Source organism: Streptomyces sp. NEAU-174, assembly GCF_052665095.1.
This window is the reverse complement of record NZ_JBQTCE010000018.1, coordinates 133,972-150,950: the sequence shown is the minus strand read 5'-3', so window position 1 is coordinate 150,950 and position 16,979 is coordinate 133,972. Positions and strand designations below refer to the sequence as shown.

Annotated in this window: 17 protein-coding genes and 1 pseudogene; 7 read left to right on the top strand and 11 right to left on the bottom strand. The window is 73.5% G+C overall.

The genetic code is table 11. The annotated features are described in order from the left end of the window. Positions 1 to 153 precede the first annotated feature (153 nt). Positions 154 to 1,188, top strand: coding sequence for an NUDIX hydrolase (locus ACT2CW_RS39825; RefSeq protein ID WP_445520115.1), 1,035 nt, complete (start codon positions 154 to 156; stop codon positions 1,186 to 1,188). 82 nt (positions 1,189 to 1,270) lie between these two features. On the opposite strand, the gene ACT2CW_RS39820 is transcribed toward ACT2CW_RS39825, so the two are convergent. Continuing rightward, complete coding sequence (locus ACT2CW_RS39820; protein WP_445520114.1) at positions 1,271 to 2,632, bottom strand: dipeptidase; 1,362 nt, start codon at positions 2,630 to 2,632, stop codon at positions 1,271 to 1,273. 170 nt (positions 2,633 to 2,802) lie between these two features. Here ACT2CW_RS39820 and ACT2CW_RS39815 point away from each other — a divergent pair, with 170 nt between their 5' ends. From ACT2CW_RS39815 to ACT2CW_RS39805, 3 genes are all read left to right on the top strand, one after another. Further along, entirely contained in the window at positions 2,803 to 4,008 is a 1,206-nt protein-coding gene (locus ACT2CW_RS39815; protein ID WP_138912384.1) for a geranylgeranyl reductase family protein, read from the top strand. A 397-nt stretch (positions 4,009 to 4,405) separates the two neighbouring features. Continuing rightward, a complete protein-coding gene (locus tag ACT2CW_RS39810; protein ID WP_445520113.1) occupies positions 4,406 to 5,641 on the top strand; it encodes a sensor histidine kinase in 1,236 nt (411 codons plus the stop codon). 23 nt (positions 5,642 to 5,664) lie between these two features. Then, entirely contained in the window at positions 5,665 to 6,330 is a 666-nt protein-coding gene (locus ACT2CW_RS39805) for a response regulator transcription factor (RefSeq protein WP_445520141.1), read from the top strand. Between the two features lie 97 nt (positions 6,331 to 6,427). Here ACT2CW_RS39805 and ACT2CW_RS39800 read toward each other — a convergent pair whose 3' ends face one another. From ACT2CW_RS39800 to ACT2CW_RS39780, 5 genes are all read right to left on the bottom strand, one after another. Continuing rightward, a complete protein-coding gene (locus ACT2CW_RS39800) occupies positions 6,428 to 7,366 on the bottom strand; it encodes a DUF2797 domain-containing protein (protein ID WP_445520140.1) in 939 nt (312 codons plus the stop codon). Next, positions 7,366 to 7,608: a DUF6332 family protein gene (locus tag ACT2CW_RS39795; RefSeq protein ID WP_445520112.1), complete on the bottom strand. Its 243-nt coding sequence runs from the start codon at positions 7,606 to 7,608 to the stop codon at positions 7,366 to 7,368. Before ACT2CW_RS39795 ends, ACT2CW_RS39800 begins: the two co-directional genes overlap by 1 nt. A gap of 6 nt (positions 7,609 to 7,614) precedes the next feature. Continuing rightward, on the bottom strand, positions 7,615 to 8,151 hold the full coding sequence (locus ACT2CW_RS39790) for a DUF4442 domain-containing protein (RefSeq protein ID WP_445520111.1): 537 nt from the start codon (positions 8,149 to 8,151) through the stop codon (positions 7,615 to 7,617). Positions 8,152 to 8,256: 105 nt separating this feature from the next. After that, positions 8,257 to 8,991 carry a maleylpyruvate isomerase family mycothiol-dependent enzyme gene (locus tag ACT2CW_RS39785; RefSeq protein WP_445520110.1) on the bottom strand — a complete coding sequence of 245 codons (735 nt, stop codon included), beginning with the start codon at positions 8,989 to 8,991 and terminating at the stop codon, positions 8,257 to 8,259. Between the two features lie 53 nt (positions 8,992 to 9,044). Beyond that, on the bottom strand, positions 9,045 to 10,301 hold the full coding sequence (locus tag ACT2CW_RS39780) for an MFS transporter (protein WP_445520109.1): 1,257 nt from the start codon (positions 10,299 to 10,301) through the stop codon (positions 9,045 to 9,047). Between the two features lie 17 nt (positions 10,302 to 10,318). Between ACT2CW_RS39780 and ACT2CW_RS39775 the strand changes: the two genes are divergently transcribed. Continuing rightward, a complete protein-coding gene (locus ACT2CW_RS39775) occupies positions 10,319 to 11,548 on the top strand; it encodes an ROK family protein (protein WP_445520108.1) in 1,230 nt (409 codons plus the stop codon). A 12-nt stretch (positions 11,549 to 11,560) separates the two neighbouring features. On the opposite strand, the gene ACT2CW_RS39770 is transcribed toward ACT2CW_RS39775, so the two are convergent. Next, complete coding sequence (locus ACT2CW_RS39770) at positions 11,561 to 12,148, bottom strand: DUF4865 family protein (RefSeq protein WP_445520107.1); 588 nt, start codon at positions 12,146 to 12,148, stop codon at positions 11,561 to 11,563. Between the two features lie 225 nt (positions 12,149 to 12,373). On the opposite strand from ACT2CW_RS39770, the gene ACT2CW_RS39765 reads away from it, so the two are divergent. After that, complete coding sequence (locus ACT2CW_RS39765; RefSeq protein ID WP_037962025.1) at positions 12,374 to 12,676, top strand: SHOCT domain-containing protein; 303 nt, start codon at positions 12,374 to 12,376, stop codon at positions 12,674 to 12,676. 402 nt (positions 12,677 to 13,078) lie between these two features. On the opposite strand, the pseudogene ACT2CW_RS39760 reads toward ACT2CW_RS39765, so the two are convergent. Both ACT2CW_RS39760 and ACT2CW_RS39755 read right to left on the bottom strand, forming a co-directional pair. Then, positions 13,079 to 13,534: pseudogene (locus ACT2CW_RS39760) on the bottom strand (ATP-binding protein); the annotation flags it as partial. Between the two features lie 184 nt (positions 13,535 to 13,718). Continuing rightward, the gene (locus tag ACT2CW_RS39755) at positions 13,719 to 14,054 is read right to left on the bottom strand and encodes a hypothetical protein (protein WP_164430205.1); all 336 of its coding nucleotides are present in this window, start codon (positions 14,052 to 14,054) and stop codon (positions 13,719 to 13,721) included. Positions 14,055 to 14,206: 152 nt separating this feature from the next. On the opposite strand from ACT2CW_RS39755, the gene ACT2CW_RS39750 reads away from it, so the two are divergent. After that, positions 14,207 to 15,355, top strand: coding sequence for a PLP-dependent cysteine synthase family protein (locus tag ACT2CW_RS39750; protein WP_330811790.1), 1,149 nt, complete (start codon positions 14,207 to 14,209; stop codon positions 15,353 to 15,355). Positions 15,356 to 15,436: 81 nt separating this feature from the next. Here ACT2CW_RS39750 and ACT2CW_RS39745 read toward each other — a convergent pair whose 3' ends face one another. Beyond that, positions 15,437 to 15,907 carry an SRPBCC family protein gene (locus tag ACT2CW_RS39745; RefSeq protein ID WP_445520106.1) on the bottom strand — a complete coding sequence of 157 codons (471 nt, stop codon included), beginning with the start codon at positions 15,905 to 15,907 and terminating at the stop codon, positions 15,437 to 15,439. A gap of 24 nt (positions 15,908 to 15,931) precedes the next feature. After that, entirely contained in the window at positions 15,932 to 16,777 is an 846-nt protein-coding gene (locus tag ACT2CW_RS39740; RefSeq protein ID WP_182467603.1) for a DeoR/GlpR family DNA-binding transcription regulator, read from the bottom strand. Positions 16,778 to 16,979: the final 202 nt, after the last annotated feature.

The following is a 16,979-nucleotide window of genomic DNA, read 5'->3' as shown; positions in this document are numbered from 1 at the left end:
GCCACACGATCCCCGGCCAGGCGCCGTCGCCCCGCCCCGCGTCCCCCGCCCAACCCGTCCGGAGCGACGCGATCCGTCACTCGGTCGTCTTCGCGCGTTTCCGTGGCAGGGTGATGCGGGCAACTGTCAGGAGGCGATGGAATAGGGGGAAATGTGATCGTCTGGCTGAACGGTGCGTTCGGTGCGGGTAAGACCTCCGCGGCCCGCGAATTGGTGGACTTCATGCCCGGCAGCACGTTCTACGACCCGGAGCTGGTCGGCAACGGTCTGCGGATGATGCTCCCGCGGAAACGTCTTGAGCAGGTGTCCGACTACCAGGATCTGCCCTCCTGGCGCCGGCTGGTGGTGGACACCGGAGCGGCGCTGATCGCGGAGGTCGGCGGCCCGCTCGTGGTCCCGATGACGGTCCTCAGACAGGAGTACCGGGATGAGATCTTCGGCGGGTTCGCGGCCCGTCGCATCCCCGTACGGCATGTTCTGCTGCACACCGATGAAACGATCCTTCGCGAGCGCATAGCCGAACGCGAGGAGATACCCGGGAACGCGGACGCGAGCGAGTCCGTACGCCAGTGGTGCCTGGCCCACCTCGCGCCCTACCGGGCGGCCCTGACCTGGCTGACCACCGATGCCCATGTCGTGGACACCACCGGGCTCACCCCGCGCCAGACCGCCCAGCACATCGCCGACGCGGTCCGCGAGGGCGCCGGGATCTGCGACATCGTGCAGACCCCGGAGCCGAGGGCGGAGACGCTGGCCGCCGGTGTCCTGCTCTTCGACGAGGAGGACCGGGTGCTGCTCGTCGACCCCACCTACAAGCCCGGCTGGGAGTTCCCCGGCGGCGTCGTCGAGCCGGGCGAACCCCCCATGTGCGCCGGGGTGCGCGAGGTCACCGAGGAGCTGGGGGTACGGCTGGACGAACCGCTGCGGCTGCTGGTGGCCGACTGGGAACGCCCCCAGCCGCCCGGCTACGGGGGCCTGCGGCTGCTCTTCGACGGCGGCAAGCTCTCCAGCGCGGCCGCCCGGGATGTGCTGCTGCCCGGCTCCGAACTGCGCGGCTGGCGCTTCGTCACCGAGAGCGAGGCCGCCGCGCTGCTGCCGCCGGTGCGGCTGAGCCGGCTGCGCTGGGCGCTGCGCGCCCGTGAGCAGGGCCGCCCGCTGTATCTCGAAGCGGGCGTCCCCACGGGCTGACCACGACGGCCCGGCCCGTGAGGCCGGGCGCCGGTCCAGCCCGTGGGGACGCCCCCGCCTATCGGGTGCGAGGCAAGGGGGCTCAGCCCTTGCCCGCCGCGTACATCCCCAGGAACAGCGCCTCGGTGAGCGAGAGCTTCTCCAACTCCTCGGGCGAGACGCTCTCGTTGACCGCGTGGATCTGTGCCTCCGGCTCGCTCAGCCCGATCAGCAGGATCTCCGCCTCCGGGTAGAGCGAGGCCAGCGTGTTGCACAGCGGGATCGAGCCGCCCTGTCCGGCGATCGCCATCTCCTGCCCGTCGTACGCCAGGCGCATCGCCTCCCGCATCGCCGCGTACGCCGGGCTCGTGGTGTCCGCGCGGAACGGCTGGCCCTGGCCGACCTGCTCCACCGAAAGCCGAGCGCCCCACGGCACCGAGGACCGGAGGTGCTCGGCGAGCAGCCGGTTGGCCTCGGCCGCGTCCACGCCCGGCGGCACCCGCAGGCTGATCAGCGCCCGCGCGCCCGCCTGGACGGACGGGGTGGCGCCGACCACCGGCGGGCAGTCGATGCCGAGCACGGTGACCGCAGGGCGCGCCCAGATGCGGTCCGCGACCGTACCGGAGCCGATCAGTCCGACCCCGTCGAGCACCTTGGCGTCCTTGCGGAACTCCTCGTCCGGGTACTGGAGCCCGTCCCAGGCCGCGTCCGCGTCGAGGCCCTTGACCGTGGTCGAGCCGTCTTCGGCGCGCAGCGAGTCCAGGACGCGGATCAGCGCGGCGAGCGCGTCCGGGGCCGCCCCGCCGAACTGGCCGGAGTGCAGATTGCCCTCCAGGGTCTCCACCGAGACCCGCAGCAGCGTCATCCCGCGCAGCGTGGCCGTGACCGTCGGCAGCCCGACCCGGAAGTTGCCCGCGTCGCCGATCACGATGGTGTCGGCGGTCAGCAGCTCCGGATGGGCCTCGGCGTAGCGCTCAAGACCGCCCGTGCCCTGCTCCTCCGAACCCTCCACGATCACCTTGACGTTGACCGGGACCCCGCCGTTCGCCTTGAGCGCGCGCAGCGCGGTGAGATGCATGATCACGCCGCCCTTGCAGTCCGCGGCGCCCCGCCCGTACCAGCGGCCGTCGCGCTCGGTCAGCTCGAAGGGCGGGGTGTGCCAGGCGGCCTCGTCCAGCGGGGGCTGCACGTCGTAGTGCGCGTAGAGCAGCACGGTCGGGGCACCGGCCGGACCGGGCAGGAAGCCGTAGACGGACTGCGTGCCGTCGGGCGTGTCCAGCAGCGCCACGTCCTCGAACCCCTCGGCGCGCAGCGCGTCGGCCACCCAGCGGGCGGCCGCCTCGCATTCGCCGGGCGGGAACTGCGCCGGGTCCGCCACCGACTTGAAGGCCACCAGCTCGGCCAGCTCGGCCCTGGCGCGCGATTGCAGGGCGGCGACGGTGGCGGCGAGAGGCGCCTTCTCCATGGGGGGACCCTCCTGGGGTGCGACGGGCCGGCGGCGGGATGCGCGGCGATGGGCACGTATGTACGGCTTGATGCCGCGCGGCCGATCATCCCACAGCGGGGTCATCCGCCGGGGAGCCGTAGGATGCCGGTTAGGCGCATCAGGTCGGTCGATTGGGAGCGGATCCACACGTGAGCAGCGACAACGCAGCCCCGGACAATGAGACGGTATGGGACGTCGTCGTGGTGGGCGCGGGCCCCGCGGGTGCCTCCGCGGCCCATGCCGCCGCCTGCGCCGGGCGCCGGGTGCTGTTGTTGGAGAAGGCCGAGCTGCCGCGCTACAAGACCTGCGGCGGTGGCATCATCGGCCCCTCGCGCGACGCCCTTCCGCCGGGTTTCGAACTGCCGCTGCGGGAGCGGGTGCACGCGGTCACGTTCTCGCTGAACGGCAAGCTGTCCCGCACCCGCCGCTCCAAGCACGCGCTCTTCGGGCTGATCAACCGGCCGGAGTTCGACGCGGCCCTGGTCGACGCCGCCAGGGACGCGGGCGCCGAGGTCCGTACGGGCGTCGCGGTCACCCGCGTCGAGCAGCACGGCCCGGCCGTGCCCGACCGGCGCACGGTCGCCGTGGTGCTCTCCGACGGTGAGACCGTGCTGGCGCGGGCCGTCGTCGGCGCCGACGGCAGCGCGAGCCGCATAGGCGCGCATGTCGGCGTGAAGCTGGATCAGGTGGATCTCGGCCTGGAGGCGGAGATCCCCGTTCCGGAGACCGTCGCGGAGGACTGGGCGGGCCGGGTGCTCATCGACTGGGGCCCGATGCCGGGGAGTTACGGCTGGGTCTTCCCCAAGGGCGACACCCTTACCGTCGGCGTCATCTCGGCGCGCGGCGAGGGCGCCGGGACCAAGCGCTACCTGGAGGACTTCATCGCCCGGCTCGGCCTCGCCGGATTCGAGCCGAGCATCTCCTCCGGCCATCTGACCCGCTGCCGCTCCGACGACTCGCCGCTGTCCCGCGGCCGGGTCCTGGTGTGCGGCGACGCGGCCGGGCTGCTGGAGCCGTGGACCCGCGAGGGCATCTCCTACGCGCTGCGCTCGGGCCGACTCGCGGGGGAGTGGGCGGTGCGCGTCGCCGAGGCCCACGACGCGGTGGACGCCCGCCGCCAGGCCCTGAACTACGCCTTCGCGATCAAGGCGGGGCTCGGCGTGGAGATGGGCGTCGGCCGCCGACTGCACACGGTCTTCGCCCGCCGCCCCGGGATGTTCCACGCGGCGATCACGGGCTTCCGCCCGGCGTGGCGCGCCTTCACGAAGATCACCCGCGGCACCACCACGCTGGGCGACCTCGTCCGCACCCACCCGGCCGCCCGCCGAGCCCTGGGGGCGATGGACCGGGGATAGGGCCCGGTCCCGGCCCTTGGCCGATCTTCGCGGGCCCGCGACGCCCATGCCGTGGGCGCCCTGCGCGTACCGTAGCGGCGGCGCTGCCGGGTGCGGGCGGTGGCCGCGAGGGCCCTGGCGCTTGCTGGGCGGCCCGCTGCCCGTGTGCGTGCGGGCACGGCTCGTCGCCGGGCGTCGCAGGCGCTCGGTTTGTACTCCCCCCCACTTCCGCCGCGCTGTGGCGGGGAGCCGGACTCGGCTCCGTCCTGTCCCGCGATCGGTGTCGGAGCCGGAGCCGGATCCGCTCGCGGTGGCCATGGCTGCCCGGCAGGGCATGGGCGCCTACTCCGCCGGGAGTAGGCGCGGGCACCGCGCAGGGGGGACGCCGGGGGCGCCCGGCCGGTTTAGCGTTGCCCGTATGCGCGGATTCACGGGGGAGCACGGCCCGGGGCAGTGGCCGGGCGGATGGCGGCGCCGGGCGCCCTTCGACCCATCGCGTTCGGCCCTGCCCTGGCGCTCCTCGGTCGCCATCGCCGTCATCCAGACGGTGGGCACCGGGTTCGCCGCTCACGATCAGCCCGCACGGGCGGACCTCGGGCCCGGGAGCGCCGTGCTGCTGCTCGCCGGGCCCGCGCTGCTGCTCATGCGCCATCGCCGCCCCGGGACCGTCGTGGTCGGCACGGCGGTGGTGACCGCCGGCTACCTCGCCGCCGGATATCCGTACGGGCCCGTCTTCCTCAGCGTCGTCGTCGCCTGTGTGGCGGCCATCGCGGCCGGGCGGCGGATCGCCGCGTGGAGCGCGCTCGGGCTGCTGTGGGGCAGCCATCTGCTCATCGGCCACTGGCTCTACCGCTGGCTGCCGCCGGGCGATGACGGGCCCGTCGGCTGGGGGCAGGAACTGGCCGTCACCGCCTGGGCGACGGCGATCGTGGCCGCTTCCGAACTCGTCCGCGTACGGCGTGAGCAGTGGGCCCGCGAACGGGCCGAACGGGAGGCGGCGGCGCGGCGCCGGGCGGACGAGGAGCGGCTGCGGATCGCCCGCGAACTGCATGACGTACTCGCCCACAGCATCTCGGTCATCAACGTCCAGGCGGGCGTCGGGCTCGCCCTCCTCGACCAGGACCCCGAGCAGGCCCGCACCGCGCTGACCACCATCAAGGCGGCCAGCAAGGAGGCGCTGGGCGAGGTCCGCCAGGTCCTCGACACCCTGCGGACCTCCGGCTCCGGCGCGCCCGGCGCCGCGCCCCGCTCACCCGCGCCCGGCCTGGACCGGCTGGCGGAGCTGACCGGGCAGGCGGCGGACGCGGGGCTCGCGGTGCGGGTGGAGGTGGAGGGCGTACGGACGGCCCTGCCGCCCGGCGCCGATCTCGCGGCGTTCCGTATCGTGCAGGAGGCCCTGACCAACATCGTCCGCCACTCCGGCTCCCGGAACGCCCAGGTGCTGCTGCGCTATGCCCCCGGTGAGCTGGAGCTGCGGGTGGACGACGACGGCCCCGCGACCGGGGACGGGGCGACGGGCGGCGGCAACGGCCTGGTCGGCATGCGCGAGCGGGCCGCCGCGCTCGGCGGCACGGTGACGGCGGGCCCGCGCCCGGACGGCGGCTTCCGCGTCCGGGCCAGGATCCCGTTCAAGGGTGGAAGGGAGACCCCATGACGGATGAGGACGCGCCCGAGACCGTGATCCGTGTCGCGCTCGCCGACGACCAGCTCCTCGTCCGCGCCGGATTCCGCGCCCTGCTGGCCGCGCAGCCGGATATCGAGGTGGTCGGCGAGGCGCCCGACGGGGAGCAGGCGCTGGCGCTGGTACGGGAGCGACGCCCCGATGTCGTCCTCATGGACATCCGCATGCCGGTGCTCGACGGCCTCGCCGCCACCCGTGGGATCACCGGGGACCCGGCCCTCGGCGAGGTGAAGGTGGTCATGCTGACCACCTTCGAACTCGATGAGTACGTCTTCGAGGCGATCCGCTCCGGCGCCTCCGGCTTCCTGGTCAAGGACACCGAGCCGGAGGAGCTGCTGCGGGCGGTGCGCGCGGTCGTCGGCGGCGACGCGCTGCTGTCGCCCGGGGTGACCCGCCGTCTCATCGCCGAGTTCGCGGCCCGCTCCAGGGAGCCCGCGCCCGCGGCGGCGCTTGCGGAGCTGACCGAGCGGGAGCGGGAGGTGATGGCCCTGGTCGGGATGGGCCTGTCGAACCAGGAGATCGCCCGGCGGCTCGTGGTCAGCCCGCTCACCGCCAAGACCCATGTGAGCCGGACGATGGTCAAACTGGGCGCCCGGGACCGCGCCCAACTCGTCGTGCTGGCCTATGAGTCGGGTCTGGTCCGGCCGGGCTGGCTCGGCTGAGCGAGGGCTTTGTGCTGCGGGCTCCGCGGTCCGGGTTTTGTGCTCCAGGTGTGCTCCGGGCCCCTCGCCCGGCGCGGACCTCCGCCCGGCACTCCCCTCAGAACAGCCCTTCCGGGGCCTCCGCCTCCCGCTCCCGCCGCGCCACCGGCGCCGTCGTCGGGGCGTCCGCCGCGGCCGCCGCCAGTGCCCAGCCCGCCAGCTGCCGGGTGTCCAGCAGCAGGGCCCGGCCGTCCGTCGAGGTCAGATGGATGTCCGGGCCCGCCACGGCGTCGATACGGCCGGCCACGGTGGCCTCGGGGACGAGCCGGACCAGCCCCGGCGCCGGCCGCACCCGGTCCAGATGGAACGCCACGTCATGGTGGACCGGCTCGAACGGGGCCAGGGCCAGCGACTCCGGCAGACCGCCCAGGCCGCGCGCCCGCTGGTGGAGCGCGGCGAGGTCGGCGGCCCGCCGCTCAGGCGGCGGCGGGGTCTCGCGGGCGGTGCGCTTGGCGGCGTAGGGGAAGCGGTCCGGGACGCCGAGCGCGGCGCCCAGCACGGCCTCGGCGCGGCGCGCGGCCATCAGCGGACCACGGCCCAGCAGACAGTACGAGAGCGCGGCCTGCTCCAGCAGCCGCGCCCCCTCCCGCTCGGCCGCGGTGATCCCGACCTTGACCAGCTCCGGGCCGAACCAGGCGAGATAGACGTCGTAAGGGCGCGGATCGTCCGTACGGGTGTCGGCAGCCACGGAGTACGAGCGGTCCAGCCGGGCGCAGTCCGGGCACTGGGCCGATACGGCGGCGGCCGGGACCTCGGCCCCGGCCGGGCACGGAGTGTGCCGGGCGCCCCTGCGGACGCCGACGCAGGCGCGCCGGGGGCCGGTGGTGAACGAGAGCGGACGGTCCGGCGTCAGCGGGGAGAGCCGTTCCCCCTGGGCCGGATGGCGCCAGACCAGCGCGGGCCCGCCGCGGGCCCAGCGCGCCCCGGCGCACTGCCACCCTGCGGGCCGCGAGCCCTGGCTTTGGCCCTCCTGGCCCTGGCCACGGCCCTGGGGCATCAGCGCCGCTGCCGGGAGAAGAGCCACAGCGCCCGCACCAGGCGGGCGGCGAATCCGGCAGTGGCCACCGCGCCGGCGGCGCCCTGCCAGGCCCGCTCATGGGCCCGGTCCAGGTCGCCGAAGAGGGCGGGGCTCGCGACCGCGACGTAGAGCACGGCCGCCAACAGACCGGCCGTGACCAGGGCGAACACTATCTCGATGGTGAGCGCGTCGCGTTCTTCCTGGGTACGGGGTCCGGTCATCTCGTCTCAGCCCTTCGCCTGGTGTCCGGTGGCCGCCGCCGGGTCGGTCCTCCCCGGCCCCGGCCCCGCCCCGCGCTGCCCGTCATGGTGCTTCCGGCGCACATACAGCTGCTTCCGTACGCGTGCCACGACCGTACCGTCCGCGGCGACCACCTCGTTCTCGAACCACGGCAGCGCCTTGCCGCCGTCCGCCGTGGCCTCGCGGATCTCCTCGAGCCGCTCCTCGGTGAGCTTGAAGTCGGCGAACACATCGCCGCGGCCGGGCGAGACGAAGTCGATCTCGCCGGCCTTGTCCCAGACGACGTACTCCCGGCCGAGCCGTCGCATCACCAGCAGCATCCAGAACGGGTCGCTCATCGAGAACAGCGAACCGCCGAAATGGGTCCCCACGTAGTTGGCGTTGAAGCGGCGCAGCCGCAGCCTGACGCGGGCGCTGCTCCAGTCCTCCGCCAGGTGGACCACCCGCACTCCGGCGAAGAGATAGGGCGGCCACCAGTTCATCGCGCGGCGCAGTCCGCGCGGCGACATCGATCGACGTGACATGGCAGGAAGCTAACACGGGTTATTACTCACCGGTAACCCAAGTGGTGGACGCGACCAAGCGGCGCGCGTACCCAAGCGCTGGTCGCGCCACGGGCGGCCGGGAGGTCAGATCCCCGACTGCTCCCGCCACAGCTCGGCCAGCTTCTCGTCCCCCTCCGTGGTCAGCGCGCTGATCGGCAGCCGGTTCCAGAGCGCGAGATAGACGTCGTGGGCCGGGCCGCTGAGCTCGCAGTCGGCCGCCCCCTCGCCGTGGCGCTCGGTGCGCGGAGCGTCCTGGGACAGCCGCATCGTCCAGACCGCGCCCTGGTCCGTGGTGCGCACCCGGAGCGTGCGCGGGGTGTCCGTACGCACCCGGGACCGGTCCAGGCTGTGGAAACCGGCAAGCAGCTCATCCACCCCGTCGGCCGCGAACTCCGGGGTGAACGGCGAGAAGTCCCCGCCGCGCGCCGACTCCGCGTCGATCCGGTGGATGGCCGTCTCATGGGCCTGGCGCCGGACCCAGAACTCCAGCGGGGACTCCGCGGGCAGGAAGGTGAAGCACTTCACCTCCGGGTCGGCATGGGTGAGGGCGTCGACAAGGCGGGCATGGACCTCGCGGTACCACGACACCAGCTCGGCGTCGGCCGGTGCCGCCTCGACCGTCGGCCGGACCGGCTCGGTCAGGCCCTCGGCGACGAACCGGGCGGCCCAGCCGTGCACCCGGCCGATGTGCGACAGCAGGTCCCGGACGCGCCAGTCGGGACAGGTGGGAACGGGGGCGTCCACCCCGGCTTCGGCCGCGGCGTCGGCCAGCAACCGGCCCTCGCGGTCGACGATTTCGATCAACTCGGCAGTCTCCATGTCGGAATCATGCCAGCCGCCTCTGACAACGCCGGGCCGGGGCGGACGGAACGTCAGCTTCCGGCCGTGCGCGCGGCGTTCCGCGTGCCGTACGCGACGACGGCCGCCATGGCGGCCAGCGCCGCGACCGTGGTGAGCGCGACCGGCAGCGAGTACCAGTCGGCGAGGAAGCCGATCGTCGGCGGGCCCAGCAGCATGCCGCCGTAGCCGAGCGTGGAGGCCGCGGCGACCCCGCCCGCCCCTGTCAGCGCGCCCGCCCGCGCGATGGCGACCGGGAAGAGGTTGGCCAGCCCCAGCCCGGTGACCGCGAAGCCGAGGAGGGTGAGCCAGATCGTGGGCGCGAGCGAGCCCAGCAGCATTCCGGCCGCGGCCGTGGCGCCGCCCGCGATCAACGTCCTGGTCTGGCCGAGCCGTTCGAGCAGCGCGGTGCCGCTCAGCCGCCCGACGGCCATCATCAGGGCGAAGACGGCGTAGCCCGCGGCGGCGAGCCCGGCGGACGCGTCGAGGTCCTGGTGCAGATGGAGCGCGGCCCAGTCGGCCATCGCGCCCTCGCCGTACGCCGTGCACAGCGCGATCAGGCCGAACACGGCGACGAGCCACCGGACCCGCCCCGGCCGCGGTGCGCCGGGGGGCGATGCGAGGCCGGTGGCAGGCCCGGACTCGGCCGCGGGCCCCGTGCCGCCCCGCGGCGCGGGCACCGGCAGTGAGATCAGCGTCCGGCCCGCGACGGCCGTGAGCAGCAGCCCGAAGACCGCGAGCAGCGACAGATGGCGGGTGGGGGAGAGATGGTCGGCGATCAGCCCGCCCAGCCCGGCCCCGGCCATCCCGCCCAGGCTGAATGCGGCGTGGAAACCGGGCATGACCGGGCGGCGCAGGGCGGCGATGAGGTCGACGGCCGCGCTGTTCATGGCCACGTTGAGGGCGCCGAACCCGGCGCCGAAGACCAGCAGCACCAGCCCGAGCGCGAGCGCGGAGTGGGTCAGCGGCGGCAGCGCGACCGAGCCCGCGAGCAGCGCACCGGCGGCCACCGTCGTCGGATGGTTGCCGAAGCGGCGGCACAGGCGCCCGGTGGCCATCATCGTGGCCGTACCGCCCGCCGACACGCCGAGCAGCGCCAGCCCCAGCGCGCCCTCCGAGGCGCTCGTCTGGTCCTTGATCGCGGGGATCCGGGCGACCCACCCGGCGAACACGAATCCGTCGAGGAAGAAGAACGCGGTGATGGCGGCGCGGAGTCGGGTGAGGCCGCGATCCGTGGAGGCGGAGCGGCGCGCGCCCGGAGTGGCCGTCCGTGTTTTGTTTGGAGTCGGCACAAAGTGAGAATAGAGGCGTGACCCAGACACGGACAAGGCTCGAGCGCGGCCGAAGCGCTCTTGGCCCGGCACTGGCACTCGTCCACACCGGCCGCGCCCCCACCCGCGCCGTGCTCACCGCCGAGCTCGGGGTGACCCGTGCGACCGCGGGCGCCGTCGCCAGCGAGTTGGAGGCGCTCGGCCTGATCCAGGTCGACTCGCGGCCGCTCGGGGCCGCCGGGGCACAGGGCCGTCCCTCCCACCGGCTGTCGATCGCGCCTCATGGGCCGGTCGCGCTCGCCGCCCAGGTGCACGCCGACGGCTTCCGCGCGGCGCTGGTCGGACTCGGCGGGCAGACCGTGGCCACCGCCCCCGGCTGCATGACCGTGCCCGCCGACCCGGCGCACGTCATCGACGCGGTCGTCGAGGCCGGTGCCCGGCTGCTGCGGGAGACCGGCCGCCGCTGTGTGGGCGCGGGGCTCGCCGTCCCGTCCGCGGTCGCCGAACCGGAGGGCACCGCCCTGAACCCGCTGCACGTCGCCTGGCCCGCGGGCGCTCCGGTGCGCGAGCTGTTCAACCGCAGCCTGGCCGCGGCCGGGATCCGTGGCGACGACGGCGAGCCGGTCACCGGCTTCGCGGGCAATGACGTCAACCTGGCAGCGCTCGCCGAACACCGCCATGGCGCGGGCGGCGGCGCTCAGCATCTGCTCTGCGTCGCCACCGGGCACCGGGGCGTGGGTGGCGCGCTGGTGCTCGACGGACGGCTGCACACGGGCAGTGCGGGGCTCGCCCTCGAGGTGGGCCATCTGACCGTCAACCCCGAGGGCCCGCCCTGCCACTGCGGCAGCCGCGGCTGTCTGGACATCGAGGCCGATCCGCTCGCCTTCCTCACGGCGGCCGGGCGCGAACCGGGCCCGGAGGTGTCCCTGTTGCAGCAGGCCCGCGATCTGCTGCGCGAGGAGTACGCCACGGCGCCGTCCGTAAGGGCGGCCACCGAGCAGCTCATCGACCGCCTCGGCCTGGGGCTCGCCGGTCTGGTCAACATCCTCAACCCGGACCGCATCATCCTCGGCGGGCTGCACCGCGAGCTCCTGGAGGCCGACCCGGAGCGGCTGCGCGCCGTGGTGGCGGAGCGCAGCCTGTGGGGCCGGAGCGGGGGCGTACCGATCCTGCCGTGCACGCTGGACCACAACAGCCTGGTCGGAGCGGCGGAGTTGGCGTGGCAGCCGGTGCTGGACGACCCGCTGGCGGCCCTGGGCGTGGGCTGACCCGCCCGGCGGTCACCAGTGCCGCCCCCGGGGAAGCGCGTCCAGGTCCGGGGTCGACAGATGGAGCACCTGGTAGCGGTCGCCCGGCTCCGAGGGCGGTGCCGACTCCTCCCAGAGCGTGAAGTGGATCAGCTCCCAGCCGCGCGGGTCGATGCCGAGGGCCGTGGTGTGGACGCCGTCCTTACGGGCGCGCTCGGCCAGCCGTGCCAGCGCGCCCTCGACGGCGGAGGCGGGATCGGCGGCGGCCGGGACCGGCTCGGCGTGGCGGGTGGCGGCGCGCGGCATGGCGCCCGCGGCCGGGCCCCGCTCGAAGCCGAGCCCCTGCCAGCGCTCGACCGGGGGTCTGCCGAAGTCCCGGACGATGCCCTGGAACCCGGGGCCCCACAGAAACCGGTTCATGGCCTCGGGCGCGGTCCACAGATAGAACGGGGCGTACTGATGGACCGGCGAGCCGTCCACACCGCGCTCCCGGATCCCGTACGCCTTGAGGCCCAGCCCCGGGAAGTCGTCGAGCAGCGGCCCCTTCGTCTCCACCCGGCGCCGGATGATCTTCATGTCGTAGTCGGCGGGCAGGGTGATCCGGTACTGCATGGCGAGCATCGGTGAACTCCTGTCGGCGGGGCGTGGGTTCGCATGCGGTCGTTCCCGCCTTTGATCGTACACACTAGTAGGTACAGATCGGCCGGCCGGTGCGCGTACTCCACGGGAGGTACCGGAACTGTCGTCGGCCGTACGACGACCACGGCACCGTAAGGGAGTGATCCTCGGGAGTGGCCACGCGAATGAGGCCCATGAGAAACCCCACTCCCGAGGAGCGCGATCACCATGAACACCCTGGCGCACGGCTTCGCCGACGGCGATGGCCCCGGACCCTGGATTCTGCTCTTCCCGCTGATGTGGGCGCTGGTCGTCGGCGGCGCGGTCTTCGTGCTGCGGCGCGCCGGATGGCGCGGACGCGCCCCCTGGCGGCACGGCCCCGGCCCCGTGGACTTCGGCGAGCGATCGCCGATCGCGGTGCTGGGCCGTCGCTTCGCGGCCGGTGAGATCGACGAGGACGAGTACTGGCGCCGACTGTCCGTCCTGGACGAGCAGTTCGGCCGTCATGCGACGAAGGGCGGGGCCCTCTGACGGCGACGGTGACGGCGACGGCGGAGGCCGGGGCGGTACGGGCCGCCGGGCGTATCCGGGCTGTCCCGCCTCGCCGGAGGCGGGACGCTCGCATGCTCAGCGGGCGGCTGCTGGCCGGGCGGCCGCGGGGGCCCGCTCGCGCACCGCGGGCGCCGGAGCGGCGGCAGCGGCCGGTGCCGGGGCCGGAGCGGCGGCGGCAACGGGGGCCGGTGCCGCGGCGACGGGTTCGCGGGCGACGGGTGCGGGCGTCGGGGCCGGTGCCGGGGCCGGTGCAACGGGCGCCCGAGCCGGGGTGGCGACGGGCGCCCGGGCCGGGGTGGTGACGGGCTCGGGTGCGGGCGCGGGGCCGGTGAGGGGCGCGGTGGGCGCCGGCGCCGGACGGGAGGCGTCCGTGCGAAGGGGCGGCGCGGTGCGGCCCGTTCCATGCGAGGCGAAGGGCGCCTTGGCGGTGGCGGTGGGCCGCGGCACGGCCAGCGTGAACCAGACGACCTTCCCGCCGCCGTCGTCCCGCGCGTGCATCCCCCAGCTCTGGCTGACGGCCGCGACCAGCGCGAGCCCCCTGCCATGGGTGGCGAAGGGATCGCACACCTGAACGCGAGGCAGTCGCGGATCCTGGTCGCGGACCGAGACGGTCAGCCGGTCCAGCATGAGAGCGATCTCCACCGTGCACTGCTTGTCCGGCTCGGCGTGCCGATGGACATTGGTGAGCAGTTCGGTGACGGCGAGCGCCGCCGGGTCGATGAGCGGATCCAGATGCCAGTAGCGCAACTGCGCCGACACGATTCTGCGGACCTGTCCGATCCGCGACGGCAGGGCCTGGAGCTCCACCGTGCAATGCCTGCTAGGACGACTGATCACGGCTGCGACTCCCTGAAGACGTGGGGCTAGCCTGATTCAGATGCGGGCGACGAACACGTTCAGCAGTGGTGGCTGCTGGGCGCGACCGGTGGGACGGTTCTCAGCGTCACCGCTTGTTGACCCTCAGTGATACTGATACTCGTCCAGGGTCGGTCCCACCGCGCGCATGCGCAACTCGGCCGCCTCACCTCTTCGCGGCATGCCCCCGGGCGGACCGGACGGCGTCGAGGAAGCGGCTGGCGGCGCCCGAGCCGGACTTGGCCGAGGTCGACTTGGCGTCCTGCGAGCCGAGGGTGAGGCGGTAACGGGTGCCGTTCACGGTGGCCATGGCCTGGTCCCCGTCCACGAACCAGGGCTTGCTCGCACGCACCGACTGCACGGGCGCGCTGTCGATCTCGCTGCCGTAACTGGTCAGCAACTGGAGCCGACCGTCCTTGATCATGACCTGTCCGGCGCGGGTGACCGAGCGCAGGAATCGCTCGATCCGCACTCCTCTGGCGTTGAACTCCGTATCGGCCATCACAACCGCCTCCCCGATGGCTCCGACTGGCACTGTGCCGCCGCCTCTCATTTTCCCTGTTGCGCAGTGTGCCCGTGACCGGCCCCGGACACCAGGGCGCACTGGGGGACAATGAGGATCGAAACGGCATGAGTATGCCACCTGGGCTGGGCATGGGGCACAAACAGGAGGAGTGGGCGTTGGACGGCACGGCGCGCGGGAGTACCGAGACGATCGACGTGGATCGCAGCGACCACGGCTACCGCGAGTGGCTGAAGGAGGCCGTCCGTAAGGTGCAGGCCGACGCCCAGCGGTCCGCGGACACCCATCTGCTGAGCTTCCCGCTGCCCGAGCGCTGGGGGATCGACCTCTACCTCAAGGACGAGTCCACCCACCCCACGGGAAGTCTCAAGCACCGCCTGGCACGCTCGCTGTTCCTCTATGGGCTGTGCAACGGCTGGATCCGGCCGGGCAAGCCCGTGATCGAGGCGTCCAGTGGCTCGACCGCCGTATCCGAGGCGTACTTCGCCAAGCTGATCGGGGTGCCCTTCATCGCGGTGATGCCCCGCACGACCAGCCGGGAGAAGTGCCGCCTGATCGAATTCCATGGCGGCCAGTGCCATTTCGTGGACGACCCGCGGACGATGTACGAGGAGTCCGCGGCCCTCGCGGCGGAATCCGGGGGCCACTACATGGACCAGTTCACCTACGCCGAGCGGGCCACGGACTGGCGCGGCAACAACAACATCGCCGAGTCGATCTATCAGCAGCTGCGTCTGGAGCGCTATCCAGAACCGGCGTGGGTGGTGGCCACGGCGGGCACCGGTGGCACGTCGGCGACCATCGCCCGCTATGTCCACTACATGCAGTACGACACCCGGGTGTGCGTCGCCGACCCGGAGAACTCCTGCTTCTTCGATGGCTGGGTGCGCCATGACGCCCACGCCTCCAGCGACCACGGTTCACGCATCGAGGGCATCGGCCGCCCCCGGATGGAGCCCAGCTTCGTACCGGGCGCGATCGACCGGATGATGAAGGTCCCGGACGCGGCGAGTGTCGCCGCCGTGCGCGCCCTGGAGCGGGCCATCGGCCGTAAGGCGGGCGGCTCCACCGGGACCGGGCTGTGGAGCGCGCTGCGGATCGTCGCGGAGATGGTCGCCGCGGGGCGGACCGGGAGCGTGGTGACGCTGCTGTGCGATCCGGGGGAGCGGTATCTGGACAAGTACTACTCGGACGCGTGGCTCGAGGAGCAGGGGCTGGACATCGAGCCGTATGTGAAGACGCTCGACATCTTCCTCACCACGGGCAACTGGACGGACTGACCTCCGCCCTTACGGCCACCGCCACGCGCGTAAGGTCGCCGTCACGCCCTTACGGATGTCGCCTCGCCCTTACGGCCGTCGTCAGGCCGCCGCCACCATCCGGTCCAGGTTCCGCACCGCCTGGTGGAACGCGCGCCGCAGACCCGGCCGCATCGCCCGTACGGCACCGCGCAGCACCGCCGTGCCGTCCACCGCGAAGACATAGCGCACCACGGTCCCGCCGTCCGACGGCCGCAGCGTCCACTCCTCCAGCAGCGCCCGCAGCCCCGGTACGTTGGTCTCGTCGACGCGGTAGGTGTAGCGCTCGTGCGGATCCGCCGCCATGACCGTCTCGCGGAAGCGGGTGCCGCCCATGAGGCGGATCTCCCTGCCCTTGCCGCCGTCCGTGGAGCGGGCGTCCCTCACCTGCCGGAACCACCGCGGCCAGCCCTCGACGTCGGTGAACGCCTCGAACACCGCCTCCGGAGCGGCCGAGACCTTGGCGACGAAGACGAGCCGCACCGGGGCGGTCTCGGCGTACTCCAGTCCGACGGAACGCAACCGGTGTGTCATGGACACACGATAACTGGCGGGGTGTCAGATGTCTGCGGTGCGGACCGGCTCGCCCGCCACCACCAGCTCCGGCAGATACTCGGAGATCTCCGCCCGCGCATCCTCCGGCAGCCCCGGGTCCGTGACCAGCGCGTCCACCTGGTCCAGCGAGGCGAAGGAACTCAGCCCCACCGTGCCCCACTTGGTGTGGTCCGCGACCACCACCACCCGCCGCGCGGCCCGGACGAAGTGGCGGTTGGTCTCCGCCTCCGCGAGATTCGGCGTCGAAAGACCCGCCTCCACCGATATGCCGTGCACCCCGAGGAAGAGCACATCGAAGTGGAGCGAACGCACCGCCGCGTCCGCGACCGGCCCCACCAGCGTGTCCGACGGCGTCCGCACCCCGCCGGTGAGCACGACGGTGGCCGCGCCCGGGCGCGGGCCCACCCCGCCGAGCGCCGCCGACCGCTGGGCGTTGTAGAACACATCGGCCACCCGGACCGAGTTCGTGACCACGGTCAGATCCGGCACCTCCAGCAGCTGCTGGGCCAGTGCGAAGGCCGTGGTGCCCCCGGCCAGGGCGATCGCGGTGCCCGGCGCGGCCATGGCGGCCGCCGCCTTGGCGATGTCCTCCTTGGCGCTCAGCTCGAGGCCCGACTTGGCCTCGAACCCGGGCTCGTACGTGCTCGCCTCGGCCACCGGCACGGCCCCGCCGTGCACCTTCTCCACGACGCCCAGCCTGGCCAGCGCGTCGAGATCGCGACGAACCGTCATGTCCGAGACATTGAGCTTGCGCGTCAGCTCGTTGACCCGGACCCCGCCGCGCCGCCTGACCTCATCGAGAATCAGGGCACGCCGCTGCTCCGCGAGCAGGTTCTGGTTGTCGCTCACCCTGCCACGTCTCCCTCCGGTCGGCCCTCGTCGCCCGCGCGTTCATCTTCGCATGAGGTGAGGACAGCGGAGTGCCGGTGCACCCAGGGTTACGATTTCGCCACGCCCGCCGTGTCAGGGTCGGGGAAGGTGGCCGATGGGCACAATCCTGGAGCCAGAACGACCGCACCACACCGGATCGGGGGACACGGTGTCATCGACC

Bases quoted from the DNA above. Each gene is read 5' to 3' on its own strand.
- ACT2CW_RS39755 (WP_164430205.1), bottom strand. From the start codon at position 14,054: ATGGCCGATACGGAGTTCAACGCCAGAGGAGTGCGGATCGAGCGATTC.
- ACT2CW_RS39750 (WP_330811790.1), top strand. From the start codon at position 14,207: ATGGGGCACAAACAGGAGGAGTGGGCGTTGGACGGCACGGCGCGCGGG.
- ACT2CW_RS39800 (WP_445520140.1), bottom strand. From the start codon at position 7,366: ATGCCCCAGGGCCGTGGCCAGGGCCAGGAGGGCCAAAGCCAGGGCTCG.
- ACT2CW_RS39790 (WP_445520111.1), bottom strand. From the start codon at position 8,151: ATGTCACGTCGATCGATGTCGCCGCGCGGACTGCGCCGCGCGATGAAC.
- ACT2CW_RS39810 (WP_445520113.1), top strand. From the start codon at position 4,406: ATGCGCGGATTCACGGGGGAGCACGGCCCGGGGCAGTGGCCGGGCGGA.
- ACT2CW_RS39745 (WP_445520106.1), bottom strand. From the start codon at position 15,907: ATGACACACCGGTTGCGTTCCGTCGGACTGGAGTACGCCGAGACCGCC.
- ACT2CW_RS39795 (WP_445520112.1), bottom strand. From the start codon at position 7,608: ATGACCGGACCCCGTACCCAGGAAGAACGCGACGCGCTCACCATCGAG.
- ACT2CW_RS39785 (WP_445520110.1), bottom strand. From the start codon at position 8,991: ATGGAGACTGCCGAGTTGATCGAAATCGTCGACCGCGAGGGCCGGTTG.
- ACT2CW_RS39770 (WP_445520107.1), bottom strand. From the start codon at position 12,148: ATGCTCGCCATGCAGTACCGGATCACCCTGCCCGCCGACTACGACATG.
- ACT2CW_RS39820 (WP_445520114.1), bottom strand. From the start codon at position 2,632: ATGGAGAAGGCGCCTCTCGCCGCCACCGTCGCCGCCCTGCAATCGCGC.
- ACT2CW_RS39765 (WP_037962025.1), top strand. From the start codon at position 12,374: ATGAACACCCTGGCGCACGGCTTCGCCGACGGCGATGGCCCCGGACCC.